Source organism: Paraliomyxa miuraensis (genome assembly GCF_026337845.1).
GTDB classification, from domain to species: Bacteria; Myxococcota_A; Polyangia; order Nannocystales; family Nannocystaceae; genus Paraliomyxa; species Paraliomyxa miuraensis.
This window is the reverse complement of record NZ_JAOVZF010000153.1, coordinates 262,121-276,914: the sequence shown is the minus strand read 5'-3', so window position 1 is coordinate 276,914 and position 14,794 is coordinate 262,121. Positions and strand designations below refer to the sequence as shown.

10 protein-coding genes are annotated in these 14,794 nt (G+C 71.7%); 4 read left to right on the top strand and 6 right to left on the bottom strand.

Annotated elements, in window-relative coordinates:
- The first annotated feature begins 412 nt into the window (after positions 1-412).
- Together OEB96_RS21775 and OEB96_RS21770 are read left to right on the top strand one after the other, a co-directional pair.
- Positions 413-1,030: a hypothetical protein gene (locus tag OEB96_RS21775; protein ID WP_266218426.1), complete on the top strand. Its 618-nt coding sequence runs from the start codon at positions 413-415 to the stop codon at positions 1,028-1,030.
- Between the two features lie 166 nt (positions 1,031-1,196).
- Positions 1,197-1,601 (top strand): hypothetical protein, encoded by a 405-nt coding sequence (locus OEB96_RS21770; RefSeq protein ID WP_266218424.1) that lies wholly within the window; start codon positions 1,197-1,199, stop codon positions 1,599-1,601.
- A 92-nt stretch (positions 1,602-1,693) separates the two neighbouring features.
- Here the strand turns inward: OEB96_RS21770 and OEB96_RS21765 are convergent, their stop codons facing one another.
- On the bottom strand, positions 1,694-4,687 hold the full coding sequence (locus OEB96_RS21765; protein WP_266218423.1) for an AIR synthase-related protein: 2,994 nt from the start codon (positions 4,685-4,687) through the stop codon (positions 1,694-1,696).
- Between the two features lie 399 nt (positions 4,688-5,086).
- On the opposite strand from OEB96_RS21765, the gene OEB96_RS21760 reads away from it, so the two are divergent.
- Positions 5,087-5,653: a hypothetical protein gene (locus OEB96_RS21760; RefSeq protein ID WP_266218421.1), complete on the top strand. Its 567-nt coding sequence runs from the start codon at positions 5,087-5,089 to the stop codon at positions 5,651-5,653.
- An 86-nt stretch (positions 5,654-5,739) separates the two neighbouring features.
- Here OEB96_RS21760 and OEB96_RS21755 read toward each other — a convergent pair whose 3' ends face one another.
- Positions 5,740-8,550 (bottom strand): serine/threonine-protein kinase, encoded by a 2,811-nt coding sequence (locus tag OEB96_RS21755; RefSeq protein ID WP_266218419.1) that lies wholly within the window; start codon positions 8,548-8,550, stop codon positions 5,740-5,742.
- Entirely contained in the window at positions 8,547-9,179 is a 633-nt protein-coding gene (locus OEB96_RS21750) for an RNA polymerase sigma factor (protein ID WP_266218418.1), read from the bottom strand. Before OEB96_RS21750 ends, OEB96_RS21755 begins: the two co-directional genes overlap by 4 nt.
- A gap of 172 nt (positions 9,180-9,351) precedes the next feature.
- Here OEB96_RS21750 and OEB96_RS21745 point away from each other — a divergent pair, with 172 nt between their 5' ends.
- Positions 9,352-9,828 (top strand): hypothetical protein, encoded by a 477-nt coding sequence (locus OEB96_RS21745; RefSeq protein WP_266218417.1) that lies wholly within the window; start codon positions 9,352-9,354, stop codon positions 9,826-9,828.
- A gap of 78 nt (positions 9,829-9,906) precedes the next feature.
- On the opposite strand, the gene OEB96_RS21740 is transcribed toward OEB96_RS21745, so the two are convergent.
- Genes OEB96_RS21740 through OEB96_RS21730 form a run of 3 tightly spaced genes read right to left on the bottom strand, consistent with a single transcriptional unit; the run spans position 9,907 to position 14,777 of the window.
- Positions 9,907-10,533, bottom strand: a complete 627-nt coding sequence (locus OEB96_RS21740) for an RNA polymerase sigma factor (protein WP_266218415.1) — start codon at positions 10,531-10,533, stop codon at positions 9,907-9,909.
- Between the two features lie 35 nt (positions 10,534-10,568).
- On the bottom strand, positions 10,569-11,579 hold the full coding sequence (locus OEB96_RS21735; RefSeq protein ID WP_266218413.1) for an ADYC domain-containing protein: 1,011 nt from the start codon (positions 11,577-11,579) through the stop codon (positions 10,569-10,571).
- A 42-nt stretch (positions 11,580-11,621) separates the two neighbouring features.
- Positions 11,622-14,777, bottom strand: a complete 3,156-nt coding sequence (locus OEB96_RS21730) for a serine/threonine-protein kinase (protein ID WP_266218412.1) — start codon at positions 14,775-14,777, stop codon at positions 11,622-11,624.
- Positions 14,778-14,794 lie beyond the last annotated feature (17 nt).

The following is a 14,794-nucleotide window of genomic DNA, read 5'->3' as shown; positions in this document are numbered from 1 at the left end:
CTACGGAGCAGCGCTCGACCGACGGTGTCACGAGCGCTCATTCGATGAGAGATGGCACTACGGGCGGAGCATGATATCCCGAATTCCACGGACGACTCTCGCATCGAGGCACGCGCTGGTGTCGCTGTTCCTTCCTCCTGCTCGGGCTGCCTTCGCCGCCAACGGCACGGCGGTCGCTCGACGAGGCGGGCACCACGACCGCGGCGCCCGGGCCGGTGGGCCCGGACGACCGATGCCCTCCCCCATTCGCTCGCACATGCCCCGGGTCGTCCCGCGAATTCCACTCCTACCGATCATCCCAAGCCGGCATGGACGATCTCGTACCGGCGAATGCCATCGACATGGGCATCGAGACCACGGAGTCGACGATGCCCGGTCCCAAGACGAGGTACAGGTACAGTAGATGCAACGAATGAAGCGAGTCTCGATCTTCGCGTTCGCGATCCTGGGGGGTGCAACGATTGGCGCAATCTCCAGCCACTCGTCGAGCGAACCCGCAATCACCACCCGCAGCCTTGCAGAGGCGGAGGACCACTGGAAGATCGTCACACTGACGAACGACATGGCGCGTCTTCGCGAGCAGCTCGAGCAGGGCGATCGATCGGCCCACCACGCCGCCGAGGACGAGACGAGAGACGACGAGCCGGAGCTCGCGGAGATCATCGCGCGCGAGCGCGAGACGGCCGAGCGCAGGGCTGCGGTGCTCACGGCTGCCGTGCACGGCGAGGTCGTGGACTCGGACTGGGCGCCGGCCGTGGAGCTGCAGATCGCCGACGGGCTCGCGGCCCTCGGGCCGCAGGGGGCCAGGCTGCTCTCCGTGAGCTGCAAGACCACGCTGTGCATGGCCGAGATCGAGCACCCGCCCGGCAGCGACGCCGAGCACGTGAGCTGGCTGCGGGTCTTTGGCCTGTCGCGCGGCTTCTTCGTGCACCACGAGCCCGCGCCGGGCAGCGGGGCTCGAACCGTGGCCTACCTCGCGCGTGACGGCTTCTCGCTGCCACGTGCCGATCCTGCGGCCGCCGCAGGGTGAAGACGACTGGCGCAACAGCAAGCAACAGCAGACGACATCGACAGGAATGGACATGAAGCACGAGAAACAACGCAAACGTCACGCTCGGATCCTTGCCGGCCTCACCGCCTGCTCGCTACTGGTCGTGGGTGGGATCGCAATCCATGACCTTGGCTCCCGAACCGCGATGGCGGCGGACAACAAGGTGATCTCGGGTCATGCATGCGAGCCCGAGGGTGACGATTGGTTCACCGACCGCAGCGATCCCAGATATCTCGAGAATACGGGCGGGGTACAGTCCTACATGTGTCCGGTCGTGCGGGACGACACGACCGGAGAGCTCGACTTCGTGCGGGTTCGGGTCGACAACAACACCGGCTCGGGCCCGACGCCGCTGTCGTGCATCGTCCACTCGGTGTCGGTCGGCGGAGGCTCGCAGGACATGGAAATGGAGTCCACGACCACCGCGGGGGTCCAGACCCTGGAGTTCGATCTGAACGGCTTCACCGAGTACGACAACGGGCACTATGTGATCGAGTGCGTGCTGGGTCCCTACGACCGCATCCTCAGCTACCGCACGGCAGAGGACTGATGCGATCGTCGAGCACGCGGGGCCGGCTCGGCCCGCGTGCTCGTCCCTGGCCCGCCGCCCCTGGAGGGGGCAGCACTGCGAGGTGGGCTGGGTCAGTCGGGCAGCCCGCTCCGAAAGCGCGTTCGCAGCTCGTCCACCCCGACGTCGAGCAGCGCGGCGCCTCCCCACCGCACGCGCAGCCGTGCCCCCCTCGGGGCGGTCGGAGCCGCGAGCCGCCCCAGGGTGACGAGCCCATGCGATCCGAGGTGCTCCCGAAGCGCGGGCAGGTCGTCGACCCGCGCGCTCAGCAGCAGCCGTCCCGTGCTCTCGGACCACAGCATCGCGAAGGGATCCAGGTTCGTGGTGGGCAGCTCCACCTCCACGTCGAGTTCCGCGGCCAGCAGTGCATGCGCCAGCGCGATGCCGAGGCCCCCGCGCCCGATCGGGGCCGCGCTCCGCACCAGCCCCGCATCCCTCGCGGCCACGAACGCTCGATACCTCTGCGCATACCGATCCGGATCGCTGCGCGGTGCGTCCCCGAGGCCCCGAAGGCCCAGGCACCGCGTCACCGCGCTGCCGCCGAGCTCCTCGCGCGTGTCGCCGAGCATCACGAGCACGTCCCCCGCGGCCCGCGGCTCCAGCGTCAGGGCCCGGCTGACGTCTTGCATCTGGCCCATCACGCTGACCAGGAGCGTGGGAGGGATCGAGATCTTGACCCCGTCGAGCACCGCGTCGTTCTTCATCGAGTCCTTGCCGCTGATGAGCGGCAGGCCGTAGGCCTCGCACGCTTGCGCCAGCCCCCGGCAGCACTCGACCAATTGGGCCAGCTTGTGCTCCCCATCGGGCGTCCGCTCGCTGACGATCGGATCGGGCCAGCAGAAGTTGTCGAGCGCCGCCATCCGGTCCCACCGCGCGCCCGCGCACAGCACCCGCCGCACGCCCTCGTCGACCGCGGCCTGGGCCATCGCGAACGCACCATGATCATCGGCATCGGCGTAGAACGGATGCACGCCCTCGCCGAGCACCACGCCCTCGGGTCGCCCGTGACGGATCCGCATCACGGTCGCGCTGGCCGGCACGTCGTGGCGCACGCCCACGAACGGCTTGATGACGCCGAGCCCCTTGACCTCGTGATCGTAGCCCCGCGCCCGCGCCTCTCCACACGCCAGCTCGGGGGTCTGCAGCAGCGCCAGCAGGTGCTCGCCCTGCCGCGCGGGCTCGCGCGCGGCCGCGATCGCGGCCTCGTCCACCGGGGGCCGAGCCGGCGGGTCGAGCCGCGCCCGCAGCAGCGCCCGCGGCCAGCCCTCGTGCAGGAACCGCAGCGAAAGATCCACCACCGCTTGCTCGCCGTGGGTCACCACGAAGCGGCCGCTGTCGGTCAGCTCGCCCAGCACCGTCGCCTCGACCTCGCGGCGCTCGGCCAGCGCCAGGAACGCGTCGAGTCGATCGGGCGGCACCACCACCGTCATCCGCTCCTGCGCCTCGCTGATGAGGATCTCCCACGGCGCCAGCCCGGGGTACTTGAGCGGCGCCAGGGCCAGATCGATCCGCGCGCCTCCGGTCGACTCGGCCATCTCGCCCACGCTGCTGGACAGCCCCCCGGCCCCGTTGTCCGTCATCGCGCTCATCAGGCCGCGGTCGCGGGCCTCGGTGAGCATGTCGAACATCATCTTCTGCGTGATCGGGTCGCCGATCTGGACCGCCTGGACCGGTGAGCGCTCGTCGAGCCGGACGCTCGAGAACGTGGCGCCGTGGATCCCGTCCTTGCCGATCCGCCCGCCCACCATCACCACGCGATCGCCCGGGCGCGGGTACTTCTCGTGGGTCGGCCGACCTGCCGACTCCACCGGCATCACCGCCACCGTGCCGCAGAACACCAGCGGCTTGCCCAGGTAGCGCGCGTCGAACAGCTCCCAGCCCCGCATGTAGGGGATCCCGCTTTGGTTGCCCCCGTCGATCACCCCGTGGTGCACCCCATCCCGGATCCGCCGCGGGTGCATCAGGCCCCGGGGCACCCGCCCGGCGTGGTGCGGATCGCCGAAGCAGTAGCCCCACACGTTGGCCAGCAGGTCGGCCCCCCGCCCCGTGCCGAACGAGTCGCGGTTGACCCCCACGATTCCGGTCATGGCCCCGCCGTAGGGGTCGAGCGCCGACGGCGAGTTGTGGGTCTCGACCTTGTAGACCAGGTGATCGACCTCGGTGCAGCGCACGACCCCGGCGTTGTCATGGAACACCGACACCAGGTACGGCGCGTCTTGGGCATCGATGCCCTCGTCGCGTCGCCGTGCCGCCACCGCCTCCGTGGCGCCCCTGATGTAGCGGCGAAACAGGCCCTCCTCGATCACCTCGGTGGCGCCCGTCGCGTAGGTGTGCTCGATGGGCGCGGCGAAGATCTTGTGCTTGCAGTGCTCGCTCCACGTCTGGGCCAGGCACTCGAGCTCGGCGTCGGTGGGGTCGCGCCCTCGCTCGCGAAAGTGCTGCTGGATCGCTCGCATCTCGGCAAGGGACAGCGCGAGCATCCCCTCGATCGAGCGTCGTGTGAGCGCATCGTCATCGTCGTCGCGCAGCGGAACCACCGCCACCGCCGTGGCTCCGTCGTCGCCCGGCCGCGGCACCTGCAGGTCGAGGGCTCGCGGCACCGCGAGGATCCGCGCGTGCTCGACGAGCGGGTTGTGCAGCACCGCATCCGCGGCCTCCTGCACCTGGGCCTCCGTCAGGCCCCACACGAGGTAGAGCGTGGAGGCATGGGCGCGCCCCGTCAGCGCGCGCCCCACACAGTCCTCGGCCGCCCGTCGTACGCTCGTGCCCACGCTGTCGGTGACCCCCGGGCGGAGGCCCACTTGCAAGACCACGGGCGGGGCGTCCGGCGTGGGCGCCTCGTCGGGCAGCATGCCCACCGCGCCGACCTCCGCCACCGGATCGACCAGGGCTGCCAGCACCCGCTGGGCCTCGTGGTCCGAGAGCCCCAGATCGAGGTGGATCACCCTCCGGGTCCGAATCCCGGCTGGACGAAGGCCCAGCCAGGCTTCCAGGCGTCGCCGCGTCTGCTCGGCCAGCGCATCGACCAAGCCAGGGCGGACCTCGATCTCCAGGCGGTGGATCGCCACGCGCGTCTTTGTCCCAGGCTCGTGCCCCTGTCAAGGGATGGGTCAAGGGATGGGTCAAGGGATGGGTCAAGGGATGGGTCAAGGGATGGGTCAAGGGATGGGTCAAGGGATGGGTCGAGGGCCAGGTCGAGAGATGGGTCGAGGGCCAGGTCGACGCTCGGCCGAGAGTGAGAGTCGGCCGAGGGCCAGCTCGACGCTCGAGTCGCGCAGCCGGCCGAGCGGCGTTGCTTGACAGCGGGTACGGGGCGGCGCACCATTTCGGCGACGGTGGGTGGTCCGATTTCGCGGCCTCCGCCCTCGGTTCTGCCGCCTTTGGCCTTTCGTCCCCCTTGGTGGATGCTCGGGGACTGGCGGACCGAGCCGGGTCGACGACCTCGATGCGCTCCGACCGGTCACGCGATGGATGACACGACACTCATGACGCAGGGCAACGATGCGGTCACCGAGCCGCCCAAGGTGGAGTCGGCCGACACCGCGTGGGCAGAGTCGCTGCGAGAGGTGATGTGCAAGGTGATCTCCACCTTGCCCGATCACGCGACGCTGGGCGAGCTGATCGATGCGGCCCGAGCCAACGCGGCCATGGCCCCGGTGCTCGGCATCTTCACGGTGCAGGAGCTCATCGACACCGCCCGCAAGCGCCCCAAGCCGCAGCCCAAGCCCAAGGACGACGAGATCCAGCTCGACGAGGAGGGCAACCCCATCATGGATCTCGATGCCACTCCCGCCGTGATCCGCCGCCGAGCCGACGTGCCCGACGGCGATCTCCGCGTGCTGCGGGTGCTGGCCGAGCGCGGTGCTCAGCGAGAGCTCGATCTCGCCAACAACACCGGCCTCACCGGCGAGCAGCTCCGCCTGCTCATCCGCCACCTCCGCGCCAAGGGCTTCGTCCACGTGGAGGGCAGCGGCACCAAGCGCCGCCTGAAGATCACCCGCCACGGCAGCGGGTTCCTGCGCCGCCAGAGCTAGGCTTCCCCTCGCAACCGCCACGGGCCAGCCACCACCCAGCGTGCCGGGCCCCCATGCAGCCGGCGAGCTGCGAGCATGCGGCGGGTTCAAGGGGCTCGCAAAGGGGTCGCCAACGCGGGGCGTGGATGCTCGGCCAGCCAGGCACCGACCTCTGCGCGCGCCGAGCTCGGCCCGTGCACCTCGAACCACGCATGGATCTCGCGCACCTGCGACCACGCCTCGGCCTCGTCCCCGGCCGCCCATCGAGCGCGCGCCCGGTGGAACCGGGCCTCCTCCACCAAACCAGGCTCGGCGTCGATGCGCTCGAGCAACACCACCGCGGCCTCGAGCTGGTCGCGCGCGGCCGCGAGCTCGCCCTCGGCGAGCAGTGCCCGACCCACCTGCCCCATCGCCACCCCCACGTGCGGGTGCTCGGGTCCCAGAGCGTCGCGCATGTCGGTGAGCGCCCGCTCGAGCGCCTGCCGGGCCTGCGACGGGCGGCCGAGGCGGAGCTCGGCCAGACCCACGCCGGCCCGCGCGGCGGCGGAGTTGGGGTGCTGCGGACCGAGTCCGGCGGAGAACACGTCGAGCGCGGCCTCGTAGCGTGCGCGAGCCTCTGGCGCACGGCCGAGGTCGAGCAGCAGGTTGCCGAGGTTGGTGTCGCAGTAGGCAACCCGTAGGTCACGCGGGCCCAGTCGCTGCACGAACGCCTCGCGGGCGGCGGCGTAGTGCTCCTGCGCGGCGGCATGCCACCCCAGCTCCGCCGTGACGATGCCCAGGTTCATGCGCGCCGCCGCCGTCTGTGGATGATCGTCGCCGAGCAGCGCCGCGAGCCGCTCGTGCGAACGGGCGTAGTGCTCGAGCGCCTCCTCGCTGCGCCCGAGCCCGAGCGCGGCGGTGCCGAGGTTGTTGAGGATGGTCGGCAGCTCGTGTCCCCCCGGATCGGCCTCCTGCTGCACCGCCAGCGCCTCGCGGTAGCGCTGGTACGCCTCCTCCTCGCGCCCGAGCAACCGCAGCACCGTGCCCTCGGCCACGCGGGCTCGCGCCAGAGGGTAGCGACGCTCGCCGTGGCGCAGCGCGGCGGCCTCGGCATGCCGTGCCCACTCGAGCGCCTCGTCGAAGCGAGCCATCGCTCCGAGCACCGTGGTGAGCTCGACCGCCGCGAGCGCGGCCACCTTGTCGTGCGCGTGGGCAGACGCGAGGTGAGCCGCCTCCTCGAGCACGGGTAGGGCCGGCTCGAGCTGTCCGGCGATCCGACGCACGTGCCCCTCCCACCACAGCGTCTCGGCCAGGAGCGGCGGGTGGCCCAGGGCGCGCGCATCCTCGACCCGCGCCACGACCTCGACGAGCGCCTCGTCGATCCGCCCCGCGGTCACGAGCGCAGAGATCTCGGCCAGCCCCGTGCGCAGGGCTTCCGCCCCGGCGTCGTCGACGAGCTCGCCCCGGGGACCGAGCTCGGCGCGCAGCAGCTCCACGTCGTGACAGCGCTCGAGCGCGGGCAGCTGGGCCACTGCGGTCGACGCCTGCCCCGCCACGTCGGCATCGGCCTGCGCGAGGATCCTCGTCAGCACCTCGAGGTGCTCGGCGGCTCGCCGCAGGCAGCTCGTGCGCAGGTCACCGTCGGAATCGCCGGGACTCGCGAGCATCTCCTCGCACAGTGCCCGCTGCTCGTCGCGCCAAGCGCTGGTGTAGGCATCGAGGCGCTCGAGCACGTGCGGCAGCGCGTGTCGTCCCGCTGCGTGCAGGCCGAGCCCTCGCTCGACGCCTGCACGTGACGACGAGCTCCACGCGGTGGCCATCGGATCGCGATCACCACATTGCGATGCTGCCGTGGGCACGCAGAACCATCCCAGCCCGCCCAGCCCGAAGAGGCCGGTGCCGATCGCGAGCGCCCGACGGCGGGCTCGCCGGGGACGCCGATCGAGCGCTCGCAGCAGGCTCGTCATGGAGGGCCACCGCTGCGACGGATCGGGCGCGAGCCCGCGCAGCACCACCGCGTACAGCCACCGAGGGACGCGGGCGCCGTGGTCGGGGGGCACCAGCGCGAGGCGATGCTTCTGGTCGGCGATCGCCTCGAGGTCGGCACCGCGGAACGGGAGCACCCCGTGGAGGCCGTGGTAGAGCGCGGCGCAGAAGCCATACTGATCGCTGCGCGCATCCACGGTGCCGCCGCGGTGCTGCTCGGGTGCCATGTAGGCCGGCGTGCCGAGCACCATGCCCTCGAGCGTCAGCGAGCGCCGCGGATCCTCGAGCTCGTGCGACGTGGTGCTGAGGCTCGACGACCCTCGTCCGGGGCCGCGCGCGAGGCCGAAGTCGAGCACGCGCACCCGACCGTCGCGCTCGACGAACACGTTGGCGGGCTTGAAGTCGCGATGCACCAGGCCGACCGCGTGCGCAGCCGCGAGCCCCTGCCCCGCGGCCACGAAGCGCTCGAGCACCTCGGGCCAGGGGCGCGGCTCGGCCCGCAGCCACTGCTCCAGCGTCTCTCCCTCGAGCCGCGGCATCACGATGAACACGCCGCGCGACGGTGCACCCGAGCCCTCGCCGTGCAGCTCGGGCGCCCCCTCGTAGGTGCCCACATCGAACACCTCGACCACGTGGGGGTGTGACAGCCGTGCCATGGCCTGACCCTCGCGCAGCAGCCGGGCCTGCTCATGGGCGGCGTCGTCGGCCATCGCATTGCGCACCAGCTTGATCGCGACCTCGCGGTCGAGCTCGGGATCGTACGCCGAGTGGACGACCCCGAGGCCCCCCTCGCCCAGGCGCTCGCGCAGGCGATAGCGTCCGACGCTCGGCTCGGCGACGGTGCGGCCGAACAGCCGCGACCGGATGCCCACGAGCGCGCGTAGCCCCTCGAGGTCCCGGGACGGCCGCGCCTGCCGGAGCACGACGTCGACGTCGTCCTCGGGCGCACTCATCGTGACCGGTGCTCCGCGAGTCCATGGGCGTCGCGCAGCGAGCGGGCCCAGCCCTCGAGATCGGACAGCGTGGACCGGAGCGTCGCCTCGGGAAGCTCGAGCTGCTCGAGCCGCTCGCGCAGCTTGTCGCGGGCTCGCGCGAGGCGACTCTTGACCGTGCCCGGAGCCACGTCGAGCACCGCCGCGACCTCGGACACCGACAGCTCCTCCCAGTAGTAGAGCTCCACCGCGATCTGGAAGTCCACCGGGATCTGGCGCAGCGCCAGGAGCAGCGCGCGCTGCTGCTGGTTGCGCACGAGCTTGACGTCGGCCCGACTGTCGCGGAGGTCCGCCACGGAGGTCTTCGTGGGCTCGAACAGGTGGGCCGAGCGATGGTGGCGACGCAGGTACAGCATCAGCTGGTTGCGGGCGATGCCGAAGAGGTAGGCACGAAAGCTCAGCTCGGGCCGCACGCGGCCGCGGGCCTCCATGCACGCCAGGAACGTACGCTGCGCGAGATCCTCGGCTGCGTCGTCGACCTTGTTGCGAAAGAAGCGGTACACCCCCCAGAAGTGGCGCTTGACCAGCGCATCACCGGCCTCGTCGTCACCGGCCTGCCACGCCTTCACGAGCTCGAAATCGCCATCCATGTCCACGCGGGCCCATGCTAGCAGTCCCAACCCGAGCTCGTGACGGGATCGGACGCGAGCTCGAGCGTTTTTCTCGAGGAACTCGGGAACCGCGGGCGCGCTCGGGCAAATCCACCACTGACTGCCTCGCTCGGGCGAAGACGACCGAGGGCGTAGGCACGAGGAGAACGACATGACACGGCACGTACGTTGGTTTGGAATCGCGCTCGGACTCACGCTGGCCTTCGGCGGTTGCGACGTGGAAGACGTCGACGGCGACTGGCGCGACGCGGAGATCATCGAGCTGGAGCAGGAGCTCGCGGCGACGCAGCAGGCGCTCGAGCAGGCAGAGCAAGCGCTGGTACAGGGATCGAACCCCATGGCCGACGACGCCGACGGGGATGCCGAGCCGGAGCCAGTGGAGGACGAAGACCTGGCGGGCGGCACCTACGCCTGCTGCGTCCCCGACAACGCCGAGCCGCCGCGGGGACAGTGCAAGAAGGGCAGCCGCTTCAACACCAAGGACAAGTGCGAGGGCACCGAGGGCGGCAAGTTCTTCTCGGCGGAGAACGGCCAGGATGGCTATCAGCGCTGCGCGGACGAGTGCGAGGGCAAGATCTGGGACGGCAATCCTCCGGCTGACGCGGTCGCACCCGCGCCGCTCGAGTAGCGACGGCCCCTCGCGGCCACGAGCCAGGGCGCGGGGCAAGAGCACGCGCCCTCGTGACATCGAGAGCGCAGCTGCCCCTCAGCCATCGATGGGTGTCCCGCCCACCATGGCCTTGATGCGGGCGGCCCACTGATCGAGGTTGGCGGTGGTGCTCTCGACCTGCGCCTGGCTGGTGGCGAGCGCGGCCAGCTGGTGCTCGAGCAGCTGCTTGGCGCCGCGGATCCGCGAGCGCACGGTGCCCTCGGGCAGCTCGAGCACCTCGGCGACCTCGCGCGCACGCATGTCCTCCCAGTAGTAGAGCTCGAGCACGATCTGGGACTCGATCGGGATGCGCTTGAGGGCTCGAAGCAGCAGCCGAACCTCCTGCTCGGCCGCGAGCTGGGACGAAGGCGTGGCGACGAGATCGACCACCGACTGGCTGCCGAAGTCGATGCGCTCGAGGTCCTTGCGAACCCGGCGATAGTGCTCGTAGAGCACGTTGCGGGCGATGCCCAGGAGGTAGGCGCGAAAGTTGGCGTCGGCGCGCACGCGCGCTCGGGCCTCGAGCACGCGCAGGAAGCTCTGCTGGATGAGATCGGCGGAAGCGTCCCCCACCTTGTTGAAGAAGAAGCGCTCGACGGTGGCGAAGTGGCGCTCGACCAGGCGACGGCCGGCTCGATCGTCGCCCCCGCGCCAGGCCTCGAGCAGCTCGTGATCCTCGGCCATGCGCCACGAGGATAGCGCGGCCCACGGCGCCGAACTCACGGGGGAGCGAGCTTGGTCCAGGCGTGGTAGTGCGCGGTCATCAAGGTCCAGGCGAAGGGCGGGCAGGTCGGCAGCGCGCAGTCGACCACGGCTCCGGGATCACGCGGGCTCGACAGGCACAGTGCACCATCGGGGCCGAAGACGGCCTCGGTGCTCTGCTGGGACGAGTCGAACGCGAGGCCGATGAGATCGTTGCGCACCTGGATCCTGGTACCGTCCTCGGTGTGGGCCTCGCCATCGCCGCAGTAGTCGGCCCTCACGGTGCGGACCCCCGTTTGATAGAGCGGCAGGTCGAGCGGCGGCGGCTCTCCGACGCCCGGCAGGGGCTCGTCGTCGTGAACCCACGGCGCGAACCCCCAGGTGATCGCCTTGCCGAGCGCACCCGAGCTGCACGCGACCAGCAGGGCCCCGGTGTCCTGGGTGATCGTGGCGTCGTCGACGTCGACGTACACGTCGCCCACCAGGTAGGCCCAGTGATCGCCGTCGATGTCGGGCTCGCAGATGGGCACGGTGCCCATCCCCTCGCCGTCCTTGGCCTTGTACGCGAGCTGATAGCCGGGAGCCTGCCCTCCCTCCGCCACCTCGGTGATGGTGATGTACTCGGTATGCCCTTGATCGAGCCACCAGCGGGACCCGACGAGCTCGGCACCCTTGTGAGTGCCGACCGCCGTCTCGAGGATCAGCGTGCCCTCCACCGCGGAGACGGAGGTCACCGTGTGGTACTGGCCTGCGATCTGGACCTGGATCTGGGTCGCCCGCACGTCCAGCCCCCGCAGGATGTGCAGGTAGCCCGGGGGCAAGATCCGCATCAGCGGGGTGTCGCCCAGCCACGCCGTGTTCAGGCCACCCCCGGGGGGCGGCCAGGGGCCCTCGGGCCCCGTGCGGAAGTCGATGGCCTGCGGGAGAGCGTCTGGTCCTTCGGGCACTTGCATCGCGTCGCAGGCGACGAGCGAGAGCATCGAGAGGATGAGGATGGAGCCCAGCCTGGGCATGATCGTGGTCGGCATTGTCATCACCGTCGAGGAAATTGTCGCCCGCGGCGGGTTCGATCACGGCGAAGACGACATTTCCAACACGGCGTCGAGCGCGCTGAACTCGGGCGCGAATGCGTCACCATGGGAGCGGAGGATCGTGCGCGCCCGATCGGCGAGCGCATCGGCCTCGCGGTGCTCGGCGGGCGTGGGCGCCCCCGCACGGAGCGCTCGGGCCAGGACGGATGCGGCGTGGGCATGGTCGGGGTGATCGGGCTCTCCCCAGGGCTGCAGCTGGGCCATCGCTGCCCGCGCATGCTCGACGGCGGGCTCGCGGTGGCCCTGCGCCAAGGCGGCCAGCGAGCGCTCGAGCAGGGCCAGGGCTCGCTCGCGTCGACGAGGCGTCCCCTCGAGCATCGCGAGCGTCTCGATCGCCGCGGCCTCGGCCTCTTCGGCTCGTTCGAGCCGACGCAGCGCCCGAGCCTCGTCGATCCGCGACCACGCGGCCACGCTCGAGTGCGGCGTGCCGTGCTGCTGCTCGAGCGCGCGGGCCCGCTGCAGCTGCGGGAGGGCCGGCTCGGGGTGGCCGTGGAGCAGCAGCGTGGTCCCCAGCAGGTAGCGCAGCCCCGCCGCGTGCACGGACCCGGTCGTCTCCCCCCGGGTCGCCAGGTGCTCGAGCACCGCTCGACCGCGCTCGGCCTCTCCCCGGCCCCACCATGCGCGCGCGAGGCCAGCCTGCTCGAGCATCTCGTACATCTCACCGCCTCCCCCCGACGACAGCTCGAGCGCGACCGCCTGCCGAAACCATGCCTCGGCCTGGGCGTAGCGGCGCTGCTCCAGCGCCAGCTCGCCCAGCAGCACCAGCGGGGTGTGGTGGAGGGGCGAGCGCGGGCCCACGGCCTCGCGCAGGGCCCCCCGCACCTCGAGCAGCGCGGACTCGGCCGCCCGGAAGTGGCCGGTGCGATGCAGCAGCTCGCCGCGCAGCCGGGCGAGCTCGACCGACGTGGGGTGATGCGGACCGAGCACCCGCTCGGCGATCGCCCTCGCTCGCTCGAGGTGCTCGAGCGCGCGTGCATCGTTCCCGAGCTGCTCCTCGGCGATCGCGAGGTTGCCCAGCGTCTGTGCGATCGCGGGATCGTCGGGGTCGAGCGCGCGCTCGGCCTCCAGCGCACGCTCGAGCACCCGGCGGGACTCCTCGTGCGCCTCGCGGCGCATGTGATGGACGCCGACGTTGTTGAGGTAGAGGCTCCGGTGCCGAAGATCGCCGTGCAGTCGCTCGAGCAGGGACGCTCCCAGGGTCACGTCGTCGGCGGCCCGCTCGGGCGTGCGCATGCGCTCGGATCGCACGAAGATCCGCCGCGCCAGGGCCTCCACGGCCACCTCCACGTGATCCGAGGCCAGCGCGTGACCGAGCGCCTCGGTCAGCAGGCGCTCGGACGAATCCGGTGCGGCGTGCTCCATGGCGAGGCTGCCCTCGCGCACCATGGCCTCGGCCAAGAGCGGCCGATGCCCGAGGCGCTCGGCGACCTCGACCACCGCGTGGGCCTGCTCGATGCCCTCGGCGTAGCGACCGAGCGCCTCGAGCTGCACGACCCGTGCGAGGCGTCGCCGCTCCGACCGGACCCGACGGGCGAGCTCGGGATCGGACGGTGGCGCCATCGCCCCCATCATGGCCGCGGGTCCGCGGCACGAGTCCGCCGAGGGCAGCCCGGCCGCGGCAAGCAGCGCGCGCTCGGCCGTGGCCCGATCGGAGCTCCCCAGCAGCTCGACCAGCGCCTCGAGCGACGTCCGGCGCAGCTCGAGGCACACGACGCGCCGATCGTAGAGCGCGTCGCCCAGGCTGCCCTCGCGGTGCTGCTCGCAGGCCTGGTCCCGCGCGTCGGCCCAGGCCTGGGCGTACCCCGTGAGTCGAGGCTCGAGCCGCGCCCACGTCTCCTCGGCCAGCGGCATGCCCGACGCTAGCACGCCCTCGCGCGTCCGGGCTCGGGCCGTCGGTCCCCACGCCTCGTCCATCTCTCGTGCCCCGTGATCGCAGGGTCTGCGCGCGGAACTCCAGGCGGAGGCCAGCGTGGCGCTCGCGGTCGAGACGACGACCACCAGCGCCCCGAGGGCCAGCGCGCGTCGGCGCCGGCTCGCGGGATCGCGGGTGATCGCGGCCAGGGCGTCTTCCATCGTCGGGTACCGTGCAGACGGCCGTCGCGAGAGCCCCACGAGCACGGCGCGATGCAGCCAGCGCGGCACGCTGGATCCGACCGGTGGTGAGCGTACGTTGCCCTCGGTGACGGCGAGCGACAGGCTGGCCATCGAGTCGGTGGGAAACGGCAGCTGGCGATGGAGCGCCTGGTAGAGCGACACGAAGAACGCGAACTGATCGCTGCGCTCGTCGGCCTCGGCTCCCTGGTGCTGCTCGGGCGCCATGTAGGCGGGCGTTCCCACCGTCGCCCCGGTCCGGGTCAAGGCCGCGATCGGCGGGGGCTGCAGCGAGGGCGGGGCGCTCGGCTCGGCGGTCGGCCCGAGCACTCGAGCGAGCCCGAAGTCGAGGACCTTGACCACCCCGTCGTCGCCGACGATCACGTTGTGGGGCTTGAAGTCACGGTGCACGATCCCGGCGCGATGGGCCGCCGCCAGGCCTCGACCCGCCGCGCTCAGGACGGCCACGACCTCTCGCCACGTCCGCCCGCCCGGCTCCGCCCCCTCCGCCCGCTCGAGCCAGCGGTCGAGGCTCTGCCCGCGCACGTGCTCCATCGCGATGAACACGTCGTCGTCGTGCGTGCCCACCTCGTGCACCGTGACGATGTTGGGGTGGGACAGCCGCGCCAGCGCCCGGGCCTCCTGCAGCAGCCGGCGACGACGCGTCGGGTCGGGACCGGCCGCCGCCGAGCGCAGCACCTTGACGGCGACCTTGCGGTCGAGGCGGTCGTCGTAGGCCGCGTACACGACCCCCATGCCCCCCTCGCCCAGGCGATCGAGCAGCACGAAGCGACCGATCCGCTGCGGCTCCACCTCGCGACCGAACATCCGTGCGAGCACGATGCCCTTCATCCGGGGGTCGCGAACATCGGCCGCAGCTCGAACCACGCTCGACGGCACGGGCGAGCCGGTGCAGTCCGCGTCGACGTCGGCGTCGATCGGCGTGAGCCCCGATGACGACGACGAGGACGGCAAGGCGGGCACGCGAGCGCCAGCCTTGCCGCGGGGTTCGGTGCCCGCGTCGATCCCTGGCTGCCTCGCCATCGCCGCCTCGCTCCGTG